This is a genomic window from Paenibacillus sp. J22R232 (genome assembly GCF_056269165.1).
On sequence record NZ_JBWDNK010000003.1, the window covers coordinates 405,160 to 425,854 of the forward strand.

At 51.4% G+C, this 20,695-nt stretch carries 16 protein-coding genes and 1 other annotated feature; all 16 genes read left to right on the top strand.

All coding sequences use genetic code 11. From position 1 onward, the window contains the following. Positions 1–208 precede the first annotated feature (208 nt). Entirely contained in the window at positions 209–799 is a 591-nt protein-coding gene (locus AC0YN3_RS12780) for a non-ribosomal peptide synthetase module (RefSeq protein WP_475775418.1), read from the top strand. Between the two features lie 662 nt (positions 800–1,461). Next, positions 1,462–2,139 (top strand): DUF4309 domain-containing protein, encoded by a 678-nt coding sequence (locus AC0YN3_RS12785; protein ID WP_475775419.1) that lies wholly within the window; start codon positions 1,462–1,464, stop codon positions 2,137–2,139. Between the two features lie 280 nt (positions 2,140–2,419). Next, the gene (gene speD, locus AC0YN3_RS12790) at positions 2,420–2,818 is read left to right on the top strand and encodes an adenosylmethionine decarboxylase (protein ID WP_138752416.1); all 399 of its coding nucleotides are present in this window, start codon (positions 2,420–2,422) and stop codon (positions 2,816–2,818) included. A gap of 199 nt (positions 2,819–3,017) precedes the next feature. Beyond that, a complete protein-coding gene (gene hemA / locus AC0YN3_RS12795; RefSeq protein WP_475775420.1) occupies positions 3,018–4,400 on the top strand; it encodes a glutamyl-tRNA reductase in 1,383 nt (460 codons plus the stop codon). A gap of 22 nt (positions 4,401–4,422) precedes the next feature. After that, positions 4,423–5,235 carry a cytochrome C assembly family protein gene (locus AC0YN3_RS12800; RefSeq protein WP_475775421.1) on the top strand — a complete coding sequence of 271 codons (813 nt, stop codon included), beginning with the start codon at positions 4,423–4,425 and terminating at the stop codon, positions 5,233–5,235. Positions 5,236–5,277: 42 nt separating this feature from the next. Then, on the top strand, positions 5,278–5,922 hold the full coding sequence (locus AC0YN3_RS12805; protein ID WP_475775422.1) for a precorrin-2 dehydrogenase/sirohydrochlorin ferrochelatase family protein: 645 nt from the start codon (positions 5,278–5,280) through the stop codon (positions 5,920–5,922). Further along, positions 5,922–6,893 carry a hydroxymethylbilane synthase gene (gene hemC / locus AC0YN3_RS12810; RefSeq protein WP_475775423.1) on the top strand — a complete coding sequence of 324 codons (972 nt, stop codon included), beginning with the start codon at positions 5,922–5,924 and terminating at the stop codon, positions 6,891–6,893. The genes AC0YN3_RS12805 and hemC overlap by 1 nt, the downstream gene beginning before the upstream one ends. Then, complete coding sequence (cobA, locus tag AC0YN3_RS12815) at positions 6,890–8,467, top strand: uroporphyrinogen-III C-methyltransferase (protein WP_475775424.1); 1,578 nt, start codon at positions 6,890–6,892, stop codon at positions 8,465–8,467. The genes hemC and cobA overlap by 4 nt, the downstream gene beginning before the upstream one ends. Further along, entirely contained in the window at positions 8,468–9,469 is a 1,002-nt protein-coding gene (hemB, locus tag AC0YN3_RS12820) for a porphobilinogen synthase (RefSeq protein WP_475775425.1), read from the top strand. 4 nt (positions 9,470–9,473) lie between these two features. Further along, complete coding sequence (hemL, locus tag AC0YN3_RS12825; protein WP_475775426.1) at positions 9,474–10,775, top strand: glutamate-1-semialdehyde 2,1-aminomutase; 1,302 nt, start codon at positions 9,474–9,476, stop codon at positions 10,773–10,775. 23 nt (positions 10,776–10,798) lie between these two features. Next, positions 10,799–11,809 (top strand): RluA family pseudouridine synthase, encoded by a 1,011-nt coding sequence (locus tag AC0YN3_RS12830; protein WP_475775427.1) that lies wholly within the window; start codon positions 10,799–10,801, stop codon positions 11,807–11,809. Positions 11,810–11,898: 89 nt separating this feature from the next. After that, complete coding sequence (locus AC0YN3_RS12835; protein WP_475775428.1) at positions 11,899–13,239, top strand: LysM peptidoglycan-binding domain-containing protein; 1,341 nt, start codon at positions 11,899–11,901, stop codon at positions 13,237–13,239. 119 nt (positions 13,240–13,358) lie between these two features. Then, positions 13,359–13,599, top strand: a binding site (T-box leader). A 57-nt stretch (positions 13,600–13,656) separates the two neighbouring features. Further along, entirely contained in the window at positions 13,657–16,299 is a 2,643-nt protein-coding gene (locus AC0YN3_RS12840; RefSeq protein ID WP_475775429.1) for a valine--tRNA ligase, read from the top strand. 30 nt (positions 16,300–16,329) lie between these two features. Further along, positions 16,330–17,715, top strand: coding sequence for a bifunctional folylpolyglutamate synthase/dihydrofolate synthase (locus AC0YN3_RS12845; RefSeq protein WP_475775430.1), 1,386 nt, complete (start codon positions 16,330–16,332; stop codon positions 17,713–17,715). A gap of 7 nt (positions 17,716–17,722) precedes the next feature. Further along, a complete protein-coding gene (gene murC, locus AC0YN3_RS12850; protein ID WP_475775431.1) occupies positions 17,723–19,117 on the top strand; it encodes a UDP-N-acetylmuramate--L-alanine ligase in 1,395 nt (464 codons plus the stop codon). A 150-nt stretch (positions 19,118–19,267) separates the two neighbouring features. Continuing rightward, positions 19,268–20,689 carry an SPOR domain-containing protein gene (locus tag AC0YN3_RS12855; protein ID WP_475775432.1) on the top strand — a complete coding sequence of 474 codons (1,422 nt, stop codon included), beginning with the start codon at positions 19,268–19,270 and terminating at the stop codon, positions 20,687–20,689. Positions 20,690–20,695: the final 6 nt, after the last annotated feature.

Consider the following 20,695-nt stretch of genomic DNA (forward strand, 5'->3'; position numbering starts at 1 on the left):
CAAGAGCAGCAAGTTCTTATATAAAGCAGAGGATACAGTGAAAAAGTCGGCATTACTCGTGAATTCTACCGTTATATTGTGGAATATGCGAGAATATCGGGGATGAACAGCAGGAATAAAATGCTCAGATCACGTATAATATACTTAAGCAACGAGACCAGAGTTATAAGTCCAAAGCGTGCAAGTTCAAAGAATTGAGGAGATTTTTATGGCTAAGCGGCTAGCCACAGAGTATGTAAATGCCAAACTGCAATTGACGAATGAAGAGATGGCTGAGTTTATCCGATTATTTGAAGAGCAGCAAATTCACCTTCAGGTGCTAGTGCTCGACAATGGGAATCAAGAGCTCGTTCTCGAAGACGTAGCAGGGAGGGAAGAAGTCCGACTGACCTTTGAACGTCAACAAGACTATTATGTATGCGTACTATCCTGCCGTCTTGTGCAACCGAGGCTGACCAATGCCATGCGAAAGGCACTGTCTGCTTTCCGCGGCAATGCGATCGTCAACCGAATCTATAGTCATTATACGATGATCTATCATTATAAGAATGGTTCTGTTCACCAAATTGTCGAAAGCTCCAAAACGGGAGACCGAATCGTATTCGAATTCAAGGATACGTTAGGTCAATTGGAGCGAGTATTCCGCAGTCGACTTATCGAGCGCGAGATTGGCTTGTTAAACAGCGCTGTCAATGAGCTGCTTGACCTTCGCAACCAAACGAAGGAAGCCGGAGAAATTCGCAAGATCGACGAGCGCCTTACAGATTTGACGCGAAAGCTGTTCATTCTTGAGGCGTAAGTTGAATACGAAAGCTAATGGAAGGAGTCGCCGCGGCGGCTTCTTTTTTTATGGTTTAGGAAATTATGAAAAGCCGGTAGCTGTGAGCAAGCATGTATGCATGTGGAGTCAAATTGGCGTAACAGTGAGCATTGAAGGGGATAATTAAGAACCAATGTGTTCTAACAGCAGCCAAGTAACCCTATTGAGCGAGCTGTAAGCACACATGTGTTCTTACGGAGCCAGATTGGTGTAGTGGTGAGATTGAAAGGGAGCTGTAAATACCTATATGTTCTTATAGCAGCCAAGTAACCCTATTGAGTGTACTGTAAGCACACATGCGTTCTTATGGCTCCAGATTGGTGTAGGATTGAAGTTGAAGGGGAGCTAAAGCATCTATGTGTTCTACAGCAGCAGGTAACCCAATTGAGCGAGCTGTAAGCACACATGCGTTCTTATGGCGTCAGATTAGCCTAGCAGTGAGCATTGAAGGGGAGCAGCAAGCACCTATGTGTTCTAACAGCAGCCAAGTAACCCTAATGAGTGCGATCAAAGCACATATGTATGTTTTCTAACTATTTTTGTTTGCGTGAGGTGCAACATTTTATCCTGATTTGCAGTTAGTAGCAAGGTAAGGGAAACTAAGCCCACATAAAAAGACATAATATAGGAGATGAACAACGATGAATCAAACGAAGCGTTTCAAACAATTCGCAATTGGCATATCGTTTGCGATTGCTTTATCATTGACGGCATGCAGCAGTGATGCCAACACGGATTCGACGCCGCCGCCGGCAACGGTGCTGCCAAGCGAGCAGCCTAACAACGATGCGACGCCTGAGCCGAGCGCAGAGCCTTCCTTGGAGCCTACAAAAGAGCCTGAGCAGTCCGGCGATAATAATGACGAAGCGGCCGAAAGCGGTGCAGAGGTTAGCGAATTGATCGGGCCAATCTATAATCTAGCCAAGGAAGGCAAGGTTGAGGGAAGCGATTATGCGGCTCATGATTCTCTATTTGATGAGATCGAGAAGGCTTGGGGCAAGCCTGATTCGAATGAATCAGCGGGTAAAGGCATCTATGCGACCTATAAGGACAAAGGTGTTACGTTCGGATATAACAAAGGCATGGTCGTGTTTGATGTAAGGTCTTATTCGCCTAAGCTGAAGCAGATCTCCTTGAAGGATCTTGAAGTTGCGCTGGGAACGCCAGAAGAGAAGACGGTCAGCGGCTCCGATACGATCTATACGTATGAGGTCAATAAACAATATCAATTGAAATTCGCCATTACGAAGTCTTCGGGCAAGGTTGATCACATTTCCGTCTACAGCGCGGCAGACACGAAAAATAATATGGCAGGGTAAGCAGCATACCGTTGCGGGACAAGTTCTGATGTCATACATTGAGAACGGGGTTGATGCAGAAAGGCGAATTACAGCTTTCTGAAAAAAACTATTGCATTTATCTCGGATAGATGTTATTTTTATTCTCGTTGAAAAGATTGTTGAAGAAAATAATAGGAACCAGGATTCACTCAGGACATAGTTATGTTGCGAGAGATTAATCCCTCGAGAAGTGAATGACGTAGGTCCTAGCGGATGAAATTTTTCAAACATTTTATTCCTAGGAAGGGGGAACCGGAAGATGGAATACTCAACTTTCGGAAGACACGTTGCTGTTGATACTTGGGGTGTAGACTTTGATCTACTTAACAGCGCAGAATTTTTGCAATCACACATGGTAGAGGCTGCTGAAGCATGTGGTGCTACTGTATTGTCGGTTCAAGCAAAACAATTCGATCCTCAAGGCGCAACTGTACTCGTGCTGTTGTCGGAGAGTCACCTCTCGATTCATACGTATCCAGAGAGAGGCTTTGCTGCATTAGACTGTTATACCTGCGGTGAAACTGTAGATCCTCAGCTTGCGATCGACTACATGCTCGCTGTATTGAAGCCAAAAGCGACTTATGCGAAGAAGCTTGTGCGCGGTATGGGCGAACTGCAAGTGGAAGAGCCACAAATGAAACAAACTGAGCTCGTTTAAGAGCTTTAAAACTTATTAATCATAGCGAGATAACCATGGAGAATATCCATGGTTATTTCTTTGTATGAATAGGGAATAATGAGTCTGTAGTTTTCAAATATTATTCATAAATGAACATTATCTGAATAACGAACTATGCTATAATTAGCGATAACATCAGTGGCTTATACGCACAAGAGAAGGAGGCAGGAGACCGCGCATGCACATTATCGCAGTAGGACTGAATTACCGAACAGCTCCCGTGGAAGTAAGAGAGCAATTTGCATTTGCGGAACGGGATTTACCCGAAGCAGTGTCCCAGCTTATTCAGACACAAAGCATAATGGAATGTGTCATAGTAGCGACCTGCAACCGTACGGAGCTTTATGCGGTAGTAGATAGGCATCATCTATGCGGGCATTACATTCGCAGCTTTATGGAGAAGTGGTTCAAGCTCCCGCGGGAGCATTTCACTAACCATTTATATATGTATGAAGACGAGAAAGCGATCGACCATCTGTTTCGCGTGACTAGCGGTTTGGATTCCATGGTAATCGGCGAGACTCAAATTCTGGGACAAGTAAAGAATGCATTCTTGCTTGCGCAGCAGCAGAAGACGACGGGAACCGTATTTAATATGTTGTTCAAGCAAGCGGTGACGATGGCGAAGCGGGCCCATTCGGAAACGTCAATCGGTGAATCGGCGGTATCTGTTAGCTATGCAGCGGTAGAGCTAGGCAAGCGGATTTTCGGACAATTCAACAAAAAGACGGTAATGGTTGTCGGTGCCGGCGAAACGGGCGAGCTTACCGCCAAGCATTTGTACGCGAACGGTGCGGAGCGCGTCGTCGTCGTAAACCGGACGTATGAGAGGGCGACGCAGCTGGCCGATAAGTTCAATGGCGTTGCTTGGTCTATGGAAGAAGCGGCCGAGAGGCTGCATGAAGCGGATATTATTATCAGCTCAACCGGCTCTGACGGCTACGTTCTGACACGGCAGCAGGTTGCGGCTGCTATGCAGCGGAGGAAGGCGAAGCCGCTCTTTATGATCGATATAGCGGTTCCGCGCGACCTGGATCCTTCGATTGCGGCAGTAGAGAACGTCTTTTTGTATGATATCGACGATTTGGAAGGTATCGTGGAGAGCAACATGGAGCATCGGCGCCAGGAGGCGGCGAAGATCGAAGCCATGATAACCGAGGAGATCGAATTGTTCGAGCAATGGTATAAAACGTTAGGCGTCGTTCCGTTAATCCGTTCCTTGCAGACGAAGGCGGCCGGCATTCACGAGGAAACGATGAACAGCCTGACCAATAAGCTGCCAGATCTAGGCGATCACGAGCTGAAGGTCATCCGCAAGCTAACAAAGAGCATCGTGAACCAAATGATGCAGGATCCGATTCTGCGCATTAAGGAAATGGCCGGCGAGAAACGTGCCGACGAGGCGATGGACATGTTCGTCAAATTGTTCGCGCTTGAGAATGAGCTTGAAAAAACGCGTCAAGCCGAGCTTGAAGCGGCAACGGATACTGTCGCTGCAGCACAAAAGAAAAATGTTCAACCCCATGCGGCTGCGGCAGTATTAGCACCTATTACAAGGTAGAGGGCTGCAAGGTGGAGGAGCTATGGTGACGCAAAACTTTCTATATGATGCGATACTTTATATTTACGCCCTGAGCCTGCTGTTTTACTTCTCCGACTTTATGAACGCGAGTCAGAGAGCGAAACGGATGGGTACAGGGCTGCTTATTTTTGTTTGGGTATTACAGACGGGCTACTTAATATCTAGGGTCGTCATGCATCTTCAAATGACAGCGGTCACGGCTTTTGAGTATTGGCTGGGGTTTTCTTGGCTTCTTGTTACGACGTCGCTAGTAATCAATAGGTTCTTCAAAATTGATTTCATCGTTTTTTTCGTCAACGTCGTTGGTTTTGCTGTACTGGCATTAAATCTTTACAGCAATCCAGGCAGCGGCGAATCACTCGAGCTTTGGAAAACAACGAGAGAGCTGCTCTATATTCATATCAGCTTAGTATTGTGCGCCTATGCTGCTCTGACGATCGGCGCACTATTCGCAGGCATGTATTTATTTCTTCATAACCAATTGAAAAGAAAGCGTTGGACGAACTTTGTGCGTAGGCTGCCCAGTCTCGATCTGATGGAGCGGTATGGCGACCGTGCAGTCATTATAGGCGTTCCCTTGCTTGCCATGTCGCTTGCTATCGCCGTGACCTCATTGCTCGTCGAAGGACGTGCTGCGCTATTGCTTGATTGGAAGGTGCTCTCTTCCTTCGGAACATTAATCGTGTATGGCATTTATGTTTATCAGAGAGCGATGCTGAAGCGGCCGGGACTCCAATTGGCGCGTTTGTACATTTTTTCCTTCGGTTTGCTGCTGTTGAATTTATTTTCCAATTATTTCTCTTCGTTCCACTGACCGAACCTATTAATCAAGCGGTTAAGGAGGAGACTGACACCGATGAATGGATTTTATCCGGTGTTCCTGCAGCTTAAAGGCCGCCGCTGCTTAATAATCGGCGGAGGCAGGATTGCTGAGCGCAAGCTTCTGGGCTTATTGAATGCCGGAGCGGATAACGTTTGGATCATTAGTCCAGACGTAACGCCGCGAATTGCCGCCCTAGCAGCCGAAGGAGCCATCACTTGCTGCTTGCGTGCCTATGAAGCAGGAGATCTAGAAGGAACCAGGCTGTTATTTGCGGCAACCAATGATAAACGCCTGAATAAGGAAGCTGCCGCTGCTGCCGAGCGTATGGGGATATGGGCAAATACGGCGGATGAGGCGGGCAAAGGCTCATTTATATCTCCGTCTGCGCTGCGAAGAGGGGACTTGCTGTTTGCGGTTACGGCCTCAGGCGCAAGTCCCGCTTTGTCCCAGCATATCAAGCAGGAGCTTGAGGCGAATTACGGAGCAGAGTACGAAGAAATAAGCGCCGCTCTGCGGCGTTTGCGGGAACGAGTTATCCGCGAGGTCGAGGATGAACAGAAAAGACAGAATATACTGAAGCTTGCGGCTGAAGATGCTGCTAGGCACAAACGATACAATAGGGACATCGATGAATGGCTGATTAGCCTTCTTCATCGTACAGACAGGAGGCATACATAATGGAAGCAGGCAAGCAGGGAAAACGCGTCATTGTCGTAGGGACAAGGCAAAGCGCGCTGGCATTGACGCAAACCGGACAGGTCATTGACGAGCTGGCGCGGATCAGCGAGAAGCATGGCTTTGATTATACGTTTGAAGTAAAGAAAATCGTAACCAAGGGTGACCGAATTCTAGATGTAACGCTATCGAAGGTTGGCGGCAAAGGCCTGTTCGTGAAAGAAATTGAGCAAGCTCTCGTTGACGGTGATATCGATTTGGCTGTGCACAGCATGAAGGATATGCCGTATGAGCTGCCGGAAGGCTTGATGAACGGCGCGATTCCTAAGCGAGTAGATCCTAGAGACTGCTTGGTTACGCGCGAGGGCGGAGGTCTGGACGCTTTGCCGCTGGGCGCCCGCGTTGGGACGAGCAGCTTGCGCCGCTCATGCCAGCTCAAGCATGCGAGACCTGATCTGCAATTGGAGTCCATTCGCGGCAATATCGACTCCCGTATCCGCAAGCTGGAGACGGAAGGCTTCGACGCGGTTGTGCTTGCTTCCGCCGGGCTTACGCGCATGGGCTGGCAGGACCGCATATCGGCGAATATACCGGTAGATGTATGCCTGCCGGCAGTTGGGCAAGGTGCGCTTGGCATTGAATGCCGCGAGAATGATGAACAGATAAGAGAGCTGCTTTCATTGCTCAATGATAGTGAAACGGAGCTGACTGTCAGGGCGGAACGAAGCTTTCTGGGCTCATTGAACGGCGGCTGCCAAGTTCCGATTGGCGCCTACTGCATGAGGGGCGAAGAGATGGAGGGCCAATCCGGGACCTATAATTTGATCATGACCGGCATGGTTGGCTCGCCTGATGGCGCTGTTTTGCTTAAGGAAGTTATGCAAGGATCTGACCCTGAGCAGCTCGGCAAGGACGTCGCAGCCGCACTCATTGCGCGCGGTGCAGATCGTATATTAGCTGAAATCGGGGGATGACGGAATTGGATAAGGGGAAGGTTTACTTGGTTGGCGCGGGACCGGGAGATCCTAAGCTGATCACAGTGCGCGGACTGCAATGCTTGAAGGAATGCGACGTGGTCGTGTATGACCGCTTGGCAAGCCCAAGATTGCTGCGCTACGTTAAGCCGGGCACTGAGCGGATATACGTTGGTAAGCTGCCTGACCGCCACACCATGAAGCAAGAGGAAATCAATCAGCTGCTCGTGGACTTGGCGCTGCAGGGCAAGGTCGTAACGCGCCTTAAGGGCGGTGACCCAACCATTTTCGGACGTGTCGGAGAAGAAGCAGAGCTGCTTTATGATAACGAAATCGAGTTTGAAATCATCCCGGGCATTACCTCTGCGATTGCCGTACCTGCTTATGCGGGCATTCCGGTTACCCATCGGGATTTCGCATCCTCCCTCTCCATCATTACGGGGCATGAAAGTCCGGACAAGCTTGATCGCTCCATTCATTGGGATAAAGTTACGAATGCAACCGGTACGCTTATTTTTCTGATGGGCGTAGCGAAGATTGGATATATTGCCGATCAACTAATGAAGCACGGCAAGCCTCCTGAAACGCCGGTAGCGCTCGTTCGCTGGGGGACGAGAGTAGAGCAGCGAACGGTTGTCGGCACGCTTGAGACCATCGAGGGGATCGTCAAAGCGGCCAACTTCCAGCCACCTGCCGTCATCGTTGTCGGCGAGGTTGTATTGCAGCGGGAGAAGCTTAAGTGGTACGAGAACAAACCGTTGTTTGGCTTGCGCGTGCTCGTCACGAGGGCAAGGGCGCAGGCGAGCGAGCTTGCGGATCAGATTGAAACGCTGGGCGGCGAGCCTTGCGAATTTCCCGTTATTGAGACAATCGAGCCCTCGTCACCGGAAGCGCTTGAGGCGCTTCGCGATAAGCTGGAGCTGGCAGAGCAATATGATTGGTTGATGTTTACAAGCGTGAACGGCGTTAACTATTTTTTAGGGTGGCTTCGCAAATTCAGAATTGACATCCGTAGGTTTTTTGGTGCTAAAATCGCGGCGGTAGGTCCGAAGACGGCAGCAGCGCTCGCTGAGCATGGACTTATCGCTGAGGTGCTTCCGATGAAGTTTTACGCGGAAGGTCTTCTTGAACAGCTAAAGCCCCAGCTTAAGGCGGGTGAACGAGTGCTGCTGCCGCGAGGCGATCTCGCTCGCGAGGTGCTGCCGCTGGAGCTGAAGGCAATGGGCCTTGTTCCTACGGAGATTGACGTTTACGAGACGGTGCTTGCCGAGCAGCAGGACGAGCTTGCGCTTGAGTGGATTCTGGAGAAGGAAATCCATATGATTACGTTCACGAGCTCATCGACAGTAACGAATCTGCTGGAGCTTCTGAAACGTAAAGGCGTGGCTGATCCGGTAGCGCTGCTTGCGGGCATTCCGATTGCAAGCATGGGACCGATCACGACCAAAACCGCGCAGGAAGCTGGTTTAGTCGTTACGATTGAGCCGGAAGCAGCTACGCTGGACGGCTTGCTTCAAGCGATCGTCGGTTATCAGCAAAGCCAGCTAGCCGAAAAGGCAAGGGAGGAACTATAAATGTTACGTTTTCCAACGGTTAGAAACCGTAGATTGCGCAAATCGCAAGCACTTAGAAATCTTGTTAGAGAAACGACGCTTGGCGTTCATGATTTCATATATCCGATTTTTGTAACGCACGGCACGAACATCAAGGAAGAGATTCCGTCCATGCCTGGAGTTTATCATCTTTCCATGGATCTATTGGAGGATGAAATCCGGGATGTCGTCGCCACCGGCATACAATCGGTACTGCTGTTTGGCTTGCCGGAGCATAAGGATGCTCTAGGCACCTCTGCTTATGCATCAGACGGCATTGTTCAGCAAGCGATCCGTGCGGTAAAAGAATGGGCGCCGGAGCTCGTTGTCGTTGCCGATACATGCTTATGCCAATTTACCGATCATGGCCATTGCGGCATCGTGCATGTGCATGAAGAGTCCGGCATTGCGGAAGTGGATAACGATTCCTCCTTGGACCTGCTTGTGCAGACAGCGGTATCGCAAGCCGAGGCTGGCGCCGATATTATTGCGCCATCGAATATGATGGACGGCTTTGTGCTGGCGATTCGTCAAGGTCTTGATGACGCTGGCTTCAGCGATGTGCCGATCATGTCGTATTCCGTGAAGTTTTCGTCTGCGTATTACGGGCCTTTCCGTGATGCTGCCCATTCCGCGCCTCAATTCGGAGACCGCAAAACGTATCAAATGGATCCGGCAAACGGTCGCGAGGCGCTGCGCGAAGCGGAGACCGATATTGCGGAAGGCGCCGACATGCTCATGGTTAAGCCGGCTTTGGCATATTTGGACATCGTGAGGCAGCTTAAGGATAAATACCACTTGCCTGTCGTCGCGTATAACGTAAGCGCGGAATATTCAATGGTCAAAGCGGCTGCAGCCAATGGCTGGATCGACGAGAAATCGATTGTGCTGGAGACGCTGCTTGGGATGAAGCGGGCAGGCGCGGATCTGATCATTACGTATCATGCAAAGGATGCGGCACGCTGGTTGAAGGGAGAGGTATAAGCAAATGAGTGAAAAGTCGAACCTAAGAAATGACTCGCGCTCGGTAGAGGCTTTCGCAAGAGCGAAGAAGGTCATTCCCGGCGGAGTGAACAGCCCGGTGCGGGCATTCAAGTCGGTGGGCTTAAATCCTGTCTATATGGAGCGCGGACAAGGAAGCCGCATTTATGATATCGACGGCAACAGCTATATTGATTACGTGGCTTCATGGGGGCCGCTCATTATGGGACATGCCCACCCTGAGGTTATTGAAGCGATTAAGCGAACGGCGGAGAAGGGGACAAGCTTCGGTGCTCCTACAGAGCTGGAGACGCTCATGGCTGAGCTCGTTTGCGAACGGGTGCCCTCCGTTGATATCGTCCGTATGGTTAACTCCGGCACGGAAGCAACGATGAGCGCAATTAGACTTGCCAGGGGCTACACGAAACGCAACAAAATATTGAAATTCGAAGGCTCCTACCACGGTCATTCGGATAGCTTGCTAATCAAAGCAGGGTCGGGTGTTGCCACTCTCGGCTTGCCTGACAGTCCGGGCGTTCCCGAGCATGTCGCGTCTCATACGATTACGGTTCCATACAATGATATCGAATCGGTAAAGCTGGCTTTTGAAAAATTCGGCGAAGAAATTGCCTGCGTTATCGTAGAGCCCGTTGCCGGCAATATGGGCGTTGTTCCTCCCTTGCCAGGTTTTCTTCAGGGACTGCGCGACGTGACGACCCAATACGGAACCGTGCTTATTTTTGATGAGGTTATGACCGGTTTCCGCGTGGGCTACAGCTGTGCGCAGGGGCTTTATGACATTAAGCCGGATCTGACCTGCTTCGGCAAGGTCATCGGCGGTGGCTTGCCCGTAGGCGCATACGGCGGCAAACGTGAGCTGATGGAACTGATTGCGCCTAGCGGACCCATTTATCAGGCGGGTACGCTGTCGGGCAACCCGCTTGCGATGGCTGCAGGCTTTGCGACGCTAAGCTTGCTGACACCTCAGGTTTATGAGCTGCTGGAGCGCCAAGCGGTAAGACTGCATCTCGGCTTTGAATCCAATGCCCGCAAGCTTGGCATTCCGAGCACGATTAACCGCGTAGGCTCCATGGTATGTCCGTTCTTCACCGAGACGACGGTTATCAATTTCGAGACTGCCAAAACATCGGATCTGGAAAGATTCAAGGCGTATTTTGCTTCGATGCTTGATCTGGGCATTAGCGTGGCTCCATCCCAATTTGAAGGCATGTTTGTATCGGCCGTTCATACCGATGAGGATATCGATGCTACGGTGGAGGCGCATCACGCCGCATTAAGCCGTTTATAGGGTTATGAATAGGAGGAACGGGAATGGTTGATGGTCGTGTAAAGAGGAACGGCAAGTGGCTTGAGCTGGACGATGCAGCTCTCCGGGCCATAGCCGCTGCTCCAGCTCCAGCCATTGATCCCCCTTCGGAGAAAGGTCCGGCGGCAACGCCGGAGCTGTCACAGCCTCGGGCTGGCAGTCATCCGCATATCGTGCGGCAGTGGCTGCTGGCCCGTTCCTTTTTTCCGCAGAAGTGGGTTAATCGGTTATTTTCAGTCGGCGGGATTCGCTGGGAAGGCGATGTGCTTCAACTGCTCGCGTTCCCTCCGGTAGATCCGCGCAGTGACGCCGTCTACCGAAATATCCGTTTGGATTCGATTGAGCCCCTGCCTAAGGTGCTTTACGAGGATGAGTTCTGCATCGTCTTTGACAAGCCTGCAGGAATGGCTGTCCATGGCTCTTCCCCAGGACAAGCCGGCACATTGGATGATGCGGCGGCCAGGCATCTCTTGGCACAAGGCGATCCGTTAAACGTTCGCCATATCCATAGACTCGATGACGATACGTCGGGTCCGGTTCTCTATGCCAAAAACGATTTGGCGCAGTGGAAGCTCGACGAGTCTATGCGGGCAAAGTCGATTGACAGGCATTATATCGCCGTTGTGCACGGGCAGCTATCCAAAGCCAAAGGCAAGATCGATGCTCCGATTGGCAAGGACAGGCATCACCGTTCAAGAAGGCGGGTATCCGATCAAGGAGATGAGGCGATTAGCCATTATGAGGTGATAGTCTCGAATGCCGAAATGTCGCTGATCCGCGTTAAGCTGGAGACGGGACGCACGCATCAAATACGCGTCCATCTAAGTTACATCGGCCACCCGCTGGTGGGAGATAGCTTATACGGCGGAGATACCCGTTTGCTAGGCCACCAAGCGCTGCATGGGGAAAAGCTGGTATTCGCCCATCCTTGGACAGACCAGGCCATGGAAATCGCTTCGCCATGGCCGCAGTGGCTGGCTCACCTGTCGGGAAAGATGCCGGCACGACCAAAATGATAGTCATGCTCCAGCTTCTCCTACCATATAGATAAGTAGTGAATGTAAAGTTAGACCAAGCATTCAGTAGGAGAGGGGAGGACTTTAGCGTGTCGGATCAAACGAACGGATTACGCTTTGACGTGTATGAGCGCGTCCATTTGCCCGATGATGTTGCGGCAATTGACGAGCTGGAGGAAATCGAGCTTGTTCCCCGCATTCAGGTTATCGACCAGGGGGATCATGCTGTGCTTAGAGGGCAGCTTCTTCTGAGCGGTGTGTATCGGAGTCAAACCGATTCCGAGAATTCACTCACGCTTGAGCACTGGATACCGGTTGAAATAACGCTGCCAATGAACCGGATATCGCGGCTGGATGACATTTCGATCGAGATCGATAATTTCGATGTGGATTTATTGTCGGCGCGAACGCTGAACATTACGGGCGTATTATCGCTGCGGGGCATTTCTGCCCAGCCTGTTTTGGAGCAGGAGGAAATCTGGCGCGAGGAACCGTTCACCGTCGTGCATCAACGTGAAATGTACGAGGAGCGCGTTCCGGAAGCGCATGATGGACAGAATGCGGCGATTGAAACGCCGTACATACCAGCAGAAGAGCTATACGGCAGGCAAGAGGAAATTGCTTATGAACAGCAGGAAGAGCAGACGGACGAATCGGAGGCGATCGTTACGATTTCTTCCGTTGCTTCGGATACCGGCTGGAGCTCTTCGCAGCTGTTTGCGAATCCGAAGCAGCAGGCGGAAGAAGATGCCGGACCTGCGGAGGATGAGCGGGAAATAACGTTAGCCTCGCAGCAGTTCGCGAGCGAAGGCTGGCTCACAACGTCATCGGCGTATGCGAATGCGAACGCAAGCTTCGCGCAGCCGGTTGAAGGGTCATCCGAGCCGTCGGAGCAAGAACGTATCGCATTTGCAGAATCGGAAGCATTGGCAGAGGAAGAAGCGGAAGCATTGGCAGAAGCAGAGGCAGAGGAAGAAGCGAAAGCTTCATCCGAGCCGACCGAAGCAGCATTGCCTCCGCAGCGAGTCGAGCCCGAACCTGAAAAGCAAGAGCTGCGGATCGCTTTCAATGGCAAGCAGCCTCAAGACGGGGCAGGCACGCCGCCGGACGTCGGAATACTGACCTTGCTGCAAACAAGCAGGCGCGAGCAAGCAGCCCGCGAGGCTGCCGAGCAGGTGGTTGCGCAGCAGCGGGCGGATGAGGAAGCTAGGGTGCAAGCGTCAGGCGACGAGATTGAATGGAAGAACCTGTTCCTCGGGAAACGATCGGAGGACACGGAATTCCGCAAAATCAGGATGTGCATCGTGCAGCGCGACGAGACGCTCGACGTCATTGCTTCTCGCTATAGCCTAAACCCGAGAGAAATCGTCATTTACAACCGATTGGAAGATTCAGGAGTATCGGAAGGACAGCTATTGTATATTCCATAATGCGTTGCTTGGCGGAAATGCCCTTGTTGCTCAAAAAAATGAGCGATAAGGGCATTTCTTGCGTTAGTTTGGTTGACTCAGCTTTGTAAGAAAGGTATGATTAAAGATATATATGCGTTATAACGACATTGAAGGGGAATAGTAGACAGCAAAGCCTTCAGAGAGTGGAACCGTTACGCTGAGAGGTTCCGCAGGAAGTGACTGCTACGAGTCGCCCCGGAGTTGCCTGAGCCAAGTGGGTGCAACCTGTGCCCTACCGAATTCAGGCCGGCTACAGCCGTTATCTGTTTGAGTGCCATGCGTATTTCGTTCGCGTGGAACAAAGGTGGTACCACGGAAGCTAAACCTTTCGTCCTTTATGTTGAGGGCGGCAGGTTTTTTTTGTGTTTGTAGATCGATTTATGGAGGATGGAACGAATGTCAGAAAATCAAACGACAACTGCAATGCCAACAACCTATGATCCGAAGGCAGCTGAGCAGAAATGGTACGATTACTGGATGCAGGGGAAATTTTTTGAAGCGGGCAAGCGCCCGGACGCGGAGACGTATACGATTGTTATCCCGCCTCCAAACGTAACGGGCATGCTTCATATCGGTCATGCGCTAGATTTCACGCTGCAGGATATTTTGATTAGGACGAAGCGGATGCAAGGCTACGATGCGCTATGGCTGCCTGGCACGGATCACGCGGGCATCGCGACGCAGACGAGAGTAGAACAGAAGCTGCGCGAGCAAGGCGTGTCCCGTTACGATCTTGGACGCGAGGCGTTTTTGGAGAAGGTTTGGGAGTGGAAGGAAGAGTACGCGAACACCATCCGCGACCAATGGGCGAAGATGGGACTCTCCCTCGATTATTCGAGAGAACGTTTCACGCTCGATGAAGGCTTATCCAAAGCGGTACGCGAGGTTTTCGTAAAGCTGTACGAGAAAGGGCTCATTTACCGCGGCAAAAAAATTATCAACTGGGATCCGGCCGCACGCACGGCGCTTTCCGATATTGAGGTTGAGCATAAGGAAGTTAACGGACATCTGTACCATTTGAAGTACCCGCTCAAAGACGGATCGGGCTTTATCACGGTGGCAACGACCCGTCCGGAAACGATGCTTGGCGATACGGCGGTAGCCGTTCATCCCGAGGATGACCGCTATAAGCATATGATTGGGCAAATGATCGTGCTTCCGGTTGTCGGACGCGAGATTCCGATCATTGCCGATGAATACGTTGACAAAGAATTTGGCTCAGGAGCCGTGAAAATTACGCCGGCGCATGACCCGAACGACTTCGAGATGGGTGAGCGCCACAGCCTGCCTCAGATTATCGTTATGGACGAAACGGGCACGATGAACGCCGAAGCCGGTCCTTACCAAGGGCTTGACCGCGCGGATTGCCGCAAGCAGCTCGTTAAGGATTTGCAGGAGCAAGGCGTATGCGTCCACATCGAGGACCATGTGCATCAGGTTGGACACAGCGAGCGCAGCGGCGCCGTTGTCGAGCCGTATCTGTCGACGCAATGGTTCGTTGCGATGAAACCGCTCGCCGAAGCTGCGATTGCTGCCCAGAAGTCTGGGAAAGGCGTGAACTTCGTACCGGAACGGTTCGAGAAAATTTACTTGCACTGGATTGAGAACGTACGCGATTGGTGCATATCGAGGCAGCTATGGTGGGGTCATCGCATCCCGGCATGGTATGACGAGTCGACCGGCGAAATGCATGTGTCCCGCGAGGATATGGCAGGCGAGCATCTTAGCCAGGACAACGACGTGCTCGATACATGGTTCAGCTCGGCGCTTTGGCCGTTCTCTACGCTCGGCTGGCCGGATCAAACCGAGGACCTGAAACGCTTTTACCCCACGGACGTACTCGTAACGGGCTATGATATCATTTACTTCTGGGTTGCGCGCATGATCTTTACGGCGCTCGAATTTACGGAGCAATCACCATTCAAGGACGTATTGATCCACGGCCTCGTTCGCGATTCCGATGGCCAGAAGATGTCGAAATCGAAAGGCAACGGCGTTGACCCGCTCGAGGTTATCGAGAAGTACGGCGCAGATGCCATGCGGTACATGATCTCCACAAGCAGCACGCCGGGACAGGATCTGCGTTTCCGCTGGGAGAAGGTAGAGCAGGCCCGTAATTTCGCGAACAAAATATGGAACGCATCGCGCTTCGCCTTAATGAACCTGGAGGGCGTGGAAGCGGCCGACATCGACATTAAGGTAAGTCTTGGCACAGCGGACCGTTGGATTCTGCATCGCTTGAATGAGACCGTTCGCGATGTCACCCGCTTAATTGAAAGCTATGAGTTCGGCGAAACCGGGCGTATCCTGTATAACTTTATTTGGGATGACCTATGCGATTGGTATATCGAATTCGCAAAGCTCAGCCTTTACGGCACGGATGAAGCTGCCAAAAAAGCGACGCAGTCGGTGCTTGCTTACGTACTGGATCGCACGCAGCGCCTTATTCACCCGTTCATGCCATATATCAGCGAGGAAATTTGGCAGCATCTGCCGCATACTGGCGACACGATCACATTGGCCGAATGGCCGGTGTATGACACTGCCCTTGAAGCTCCGGATGCCGTTAAAGAAATGGAACTGCTGATGGAGATGATCCGTGCGGTACGCAACATCCGCGCTGAAGTAAACGTGCCGATGAGCAAAAAAATCGAGATGCTGATCAAGCCGTCCAGCGAGGCGGAAGCCGCTATTATGACCCGCAACGAAGAATTCATTAAGCGCTTCTGCGGTACGTCAAGCCTTGAAACGGGCTTGCATATCAGTGCGCCTGACAAAGCGATGACCGCGATCCTGACAGGCGCAGAGCTTTACCTGCCGCTCGCGGGACTGATCGATATCGAGCAGGAAATTGCGCGGCTTGAGAAGGAGCACCAGCATTTGAATGCTGAGGTTGATCGTATTGAGAAGAAGCTTGGCAACGAAGGTTTTGTCGCGAAGGCGCCAGCCAAGGTCATTGACGAAGAGCGTGCCAAAATGAACGATTATGCAGACAAACGCGACAAGGTGCTGGCTAGAATTGCGGAGCTGCGCGGTTAACGCTGCAAAACGGAAGAAGGAACGATTGGAATGACGAATCAACCATTTGAGCAGCGGCCGTCAGAGCCGCTGCAATCCTATAAGGAAGCCGTGGATTGGATAAATGGCTTAATTCCATTCGGCATACGTCCGGGCTTGGAACGGATCGAAAAGCTGATGGAGCTGCTGGATAATCCACATCGCAGGCTGAAATTCATCCATATCGCAGGCACGAACGGCAAAGGCTCGACTTGCGCCTTTTTGACCAGCGTGCTGCTGCGGGCAGGTTATGACGTAGGCACGTTCACGTCTCCTTACATTACTAAATTTACGAATCGATTCCAGTACAACGGCGTCGATATCGACGAAGAAACGCTGCTTAGGCTCGCGAATGAGCTGAAGCCGTTCGTTGAGGAGCTTGCAGAGACGGAGCTTGGCTCGCCAACGATGTTCGAAGTGTCCACTGCGCTTGCCATTCTCTTCTACGCGAGGGTTACCTATCCCGACTACGTTGTATGGGAGACAGGCCTTGGCGGACGCCTGGATGTAACGAATATCGTTCAGCCTGTCGTTACGGTCATTACGAATATCGGACATGACCATATGGACCGTCTGGGGGATACGATCGAGGCTGTGGCGAGCGAGAAGGCTGGCATTATCAAAGCAGGCATTCCGGTCATAAGCGCGGTCGAGCAGCCGGAGGCGATTGAGGTCATTAAACGCACGGCAGCCGAGAAAAAAAGCACGCTTTATTTGCTGGGCGAGCAGTTTCACGTTGAGACGCTGTCGGCGCGCGAGAATGAACAAACCTTCCGCTTCAACAATCTGTTCCGCAGCATCGAGCCTTTGACGATTACGTTAAACGGCGCGCATCAACGGACCAATGCGGCAGTAGCCGTAATGACGCTCGAGGTGCTCCGCCAATATAACGCTCTGGTGGTAGAGGACGAGGTGCTTGGCGAAGGGCTCAAAGCGGCAGCGTGGCCAGGCAGACTGGAAATGCTGTCAGAGCAGCCGCGTATTTTGATTGACGGGGCGCATAATCCGGAAGGTGCGCAAGCGCTTGCCGAGGCGCTCAAAAATACCTATAAGTATGATCGTTTACATCTAATGATGGGTATGCTGGAGAATAAGAATCATCAGGATGTACTTAAGCATATACTACCAATAGTGGATACGCTTATCTTGACCGAGCCTGATTTTCGGATGAAAAAAGATGCGGTTGCTTTGGCTGAGTTGGTGTCGGAAATGCGGCAGCAGCAAGGCATGCAGCATGCGTTCGAGCTTGTAGTGGAACAGAACTGGCAAGCAGCATTACAAAAACTACAACAGTTAACCGGGGAAACAGACCTTGGGGTCGTAACAGGCACGCTCTATTTAATCGCCGACGTTCGCTCCCGCATTTTGTACAACTCGGATTCTGAAAAAGGTTGGTGAACCGTCTTTGAATACGGCAGAACACGTTCATTTCATCGGAATCGGCGGTTACGGAATGAGTGCCATTGCCCGCGTTATGCTGGAAATGGGCTATAAGGTGACCGGGTCCGATGTCGCTAGGCAAGAATTAACAGAGAAGCTTGCAGCCAATGGTGCCAGCATCTATATCGGTCATCAGCCTGAGCACGTGAAAGGTGCGGATTTGGTTGTGTATTCCACGGCGCTGTCTAAGGACAACGTTGAACGGAAAGCGGCCGAGGAGCTCAACATTCCAGTATTGCACCGCTCGCAGATGCTGGCAAGATTGATGAATGCAGGCAAAGGCATTGCTGTAGCCGGCGCACACGGGAAGACAACGACTTCTTCGATGATCGCACTCGTTATGGAATCCTGCGATGCAGATCCAACCTACATTATTGGCGGCGAAATCGTCAACGTAGGCACTAACGCAAAAGCAGGAAAGGGCGAATACGTCGTAGCAGAAGCGGATGAGAGTGACGGCTCCTTCCTTCACTACCATCCGACGCTCGCTATCGTGACGAATATCGAGCCCGATCACCTAGAAAACTACGATGGCGACTTCGGCAAGCTCAAGGCGGCTTACGTGCAATTTTTGCAGCAGGTGAAAACGGACGGAAAAGCGATTGTATGCGCGGATGACGAGACGGTTAACGAACTGATCCCGCAGGTATACAAAGGCGATATTGACAAAGCGCAGCTTGTTACCTACGGCATTGACGGCGATGCGGATTATAAAGCCCAGAACATTGTGCTCGGAGACCGTAAGGTAGCCTTCACGATGACGTACAAAGGCGCGGAGCTCGGCAAGGTTGAGCTGTCCGTCCCAGGCTTGCATAATGTGTATAATGCAATGGCGACGGTCATCACTTGTTTGGAATCGGGTCTATCCTTCGACAAGATTGCCGTAGCCATTCAATCCTTCAGGGGAGCCAAGCGCAGATTCCAAGTGCTTGGCGAAATCAACGATATTCTGGTTATCGACGATTATGCCCATCACCCTACGGAAATCAAAGCGACAATCAGCGCGGCAAAAGCAACGGGGAAACGCATCATTGCTGTATTTCAGCCGCAGCGGTATACGCGTACGTTCTTCTTGTTCGAGCAGTTTAGCCGTGCGTTTCCGGAGGCGGATGAAGTCATTATTACCGACATTTACTCGCCGGCTGGCGAGCTTCAAATAGAGGGTGTGACCTCGCTTAAGCTTGTAGAGCTAATCAAGAGCAACAGCAATTCGAACACCACTTATTTGCCGACAAAGGAAGAAGTGCTCGAATATTTGACGGCACGCGTCGTGCCTGGCGATCTCGTTATTACGATGGGAGCAGGCGATATTTGGAAGGTAGCGGATTTGCTGGCCAAATCATTGAAGTCGAATCACTAAACGATAAAAGCCCGATGATTCCACATAGGAGTCATCGGGCTTTTGGAATTCCGGGGGTCATTAACCTTGTACTTGCCTTTCCCGTTCGGTCTAAATCTCGTAAAACTCTCATAGAATGATACGAGATGAAAGGGACAAGGAGTGGATGGAATGACGCAAAAAAATCGGATTACCTATCGTTTCGATCGCAATGGACAAGCTGTAACGGGAGATGGCAACAGCCTCGAGAAGCAGCTGGATGTCCCTGAGAACAAACCCGATGAAGCAGGCAGCACGGCTCTTCAGGGTAATAGATTGCCTAAACCGAAAGTAGTTCCTTTATATCCAGCCGTAGAACAGCATGCTATGAGTGAGGTCAGCCCTTGGAACAGCCCGTTTCAGGAGGATATCGCCGCCTTGGAGGAGCTTATTCGGAACGCGGATACCGTGCCGGCAGCCAGCAAAGGGAAAACAATCAAACAAGCTGTCGTACCGCCCATCGAGAAAATAGAAAAAGAAGACCCGTACAAGGACGAGCTCTATTTGGTGAAAAAAGAAAAAAAAGCCGTAGACGAAGAAATGGATTTCCCCGTTCATGAAGAGCTGGAGGACATTCAGTCTTACGGGGAAGAGCGAATATACGAGGAGCCGCGCAGAGGCAAAGCGCAATACTCGAGAATTAAAAGAAGCTCGTCCGCGCCTTCGTGGTTTAACGTCTTTTTGTCGGTAGCAGCCGCGCTTGCAACGGGAGCGCTATTTGGTTACTTGCTGCTGTCCTTATTTACGGGAGCCAGCCTTTTTCCCGGCGAAGCAGGCAATAAGCCGGACGCTCAACCGGTCATTGGCAATGCGGCAGGCAGCGGAGAAGGAACGGAGAACGGGGCAAACGTCAAAAATAACGATACGCCTAAACCGTCAGCGGCGGATGGCTCGGGCGAGGATCAAGGCAGCACGGCTCCAACAGTCAGCCTGACAGGGCTGGAGCATACGTATTTCATGCTGCAGTTCGGCGTATTCAGCAATACGGAGGGGAAGGATGCCGCGCTTGACCAGCTTGCTAAGAAAGGCTTGGCTGGGGCGACTCTGACAAGCGCTAAGGATTACAGAGTTTATGCGGGCTTGGGGAGCGACCGCAAGCAGGCAGAAGCAATCAAGGGATTGCTGCCGGATTTGGAATTGTACGTAAAAGAAGTAACGATCGATGCCCCTGGCAAGCTGCCATTCTCAGGCAACTCGGCTGTCGCTCAGCGCTTCTTTGAACATACGGGCGCACTCGTCCAAATGCTGGATGAATTGACATTGGCCCAATTGGAGCAGCCGACGCTCAATCCTTTGAGCAAAACGGCGGCAGCCTCCTGGCAGGCAGAGCATAAGGAATGGACCGAAAATGCGGCGGCAATGCGAATAGGTATAGGGGACGCGGAAGGAAAGGCCTATGTGGAGCAGATCATCCAGGCTGTTAATTCGGCCGCAACATCAATGGTAGAGTACGATAAGAAGCCCTCGCAAGCTCACTTATGGTCTTCACAAACTGGAATTATGCGTGCAGTCATCGCTCAGAAAGAATGGTTTGAGTCCATCAGCGCATTGTAAACGAAT

Excerpts from the sequence above, each read along its gene's own strand:
- AC0YN3_RS12840 (WP_475775429.1), top strand. The coding sequence starts at position 13,657 with ATGTCAGAAAATCAAACGACAACTGCAATGCCAACAACCTATGATCCG.
- AC0YN3_RS12800 (WP_475775421.1), top strand. The coding sequence starts at position 4,423 with ATGGTGACGCAAAACTTTCTATATGATGCGATACTTTATATTTACGCC.
- AC0YN3_RS12785 (WP_475775419.1), top strand. The coding sequence starts at position 1,462 with ATGAATCAAACGAAGCGTTTCAAACAATTCGCAATTGGCATATCGTTT.
- cobA (WP_475775424.1), top strand. The coding sequence starts at position 6,890 with ATGACGGAATTGGATAAGGGGAAGGTTTACTTGGTTGGCGCGGGACCG.
- hemC (WP_475775423.1), top strand. The coding sequence starts at position 5,922 with ATGGAAGCAGGCAAGCAGGGAAAACGCGTCATTGTCGTAGGGACAAGG.
- AC0YN3_RS12845 (WP_475775430.1), top strand. The coding sequence starts at position 16,330 with ATGACGAATCAACCATTTGAGCAGCGGCCGTCAGAGCCGCTGCAATCC.
- hemB (WP_475775425.1), top strand. The coding sequence starts at position 8,468 with ATGTTACGTTTTCCAACGGTTAGAAACCGTAGATTGCGCAAATCGCAA.
- AC0YN3_RS12830 (WP_475775427.1), top strand. The coding sequence starts at position 10,799 with ATGGTTGATGGTCGTGTAAAGAGGAACGGCAAGTGGCTTGAGCTGGAC.
- AC0YN3_RS12805 (WP_475775422.1), top strand. The coding sequence starts at position 5,278 with ATGAATGGATTTTATCCGGTGTTCCTGCAGCTTAAAGGCCGCCGCTGC.
- AC0YN3_RS12780 (WP_475775418.1), top strand. The coding sequence starts at position 209 with ATGGCTAAGCGGCTAGCCACAGAGTATGTAAATGCCAAACTGCAATTG.
- hemA (WP_475775420.1), top strand. The coding sequence starts at position 3,018 with ATGCACATTATCGCAGTAGGACTGAATTACCGAACAGCTCCCGTGGAA.
- AC0YN3_RS12855 (WP_475775432.1), top strand. The coding sequence starts at position 19,268 with ATGACGCAAAAAAATCGGATTACCTATCGTTTCGATCGCAATGGACAA.
- hemL (WP_475775426.1), top strand. The coding sequence starts at position 9,474 with ATGAGTGAAAAGTCGAACCTAAGAAATGACTCGCGCTCGGTAGAGGCT.
- speD (WP_138752416.1), top strand. The coding sequence starts at position 2,420 with ATGGAATACTCAACTTTCGGAAGACACGTTGCTGTTGATACTTGGGGT.